The organism is Rhodococcus sp. EPR-157, assembly GCF_001647195.1.
GTDB lineage: Bacteria > Actinomycetota > Actinomycetes > Mycobacteriales > Mycobacteriaceae > Rhodococcoides.
The window spans coordinates 1-202 of the sequence record NZ_LVCV01000320.1 but is presented as its reverse complement, the minus strand read 5'-3'; the positions used below and the strand labels follow the sequence as shown (position 1 = coordinate 202).

The window sequence follows — 202 nt, the reverse complement described above, 5'->3', positions numbered from 1 at the left end:
CCACGACACTTCCTCCGGCGCCCCGATCTTGAGACCCTGACGCTGCTCGATGGTGCGCACATAGTTGGAGGCATCGAGCAACGAATCGAAGGTACCGGTATCGAGCCACGCAGTCCCGCGCGGCAGCACCTGCACCGCCAACCGGCCCGCATCGAGATAGTGCCGGTTGACGTCGGTGATCTCGTATTCCCCCCGCGCCGAC

The 202-nt window shown here is 64.9% G+C and carries 1 protein-coding gene; it reads right to left on the bottom strand.

All coding sequences use genetic code 11. From position 1 onward, the window contains the following. Positions 1 to 202: sugar phosphate nucleotidyltransferase (locus tag A2J03_RS14900; protein ID WP_269455206.1), on the bottom strand; the 202-nt coding region annotated here is incomplete at both ends.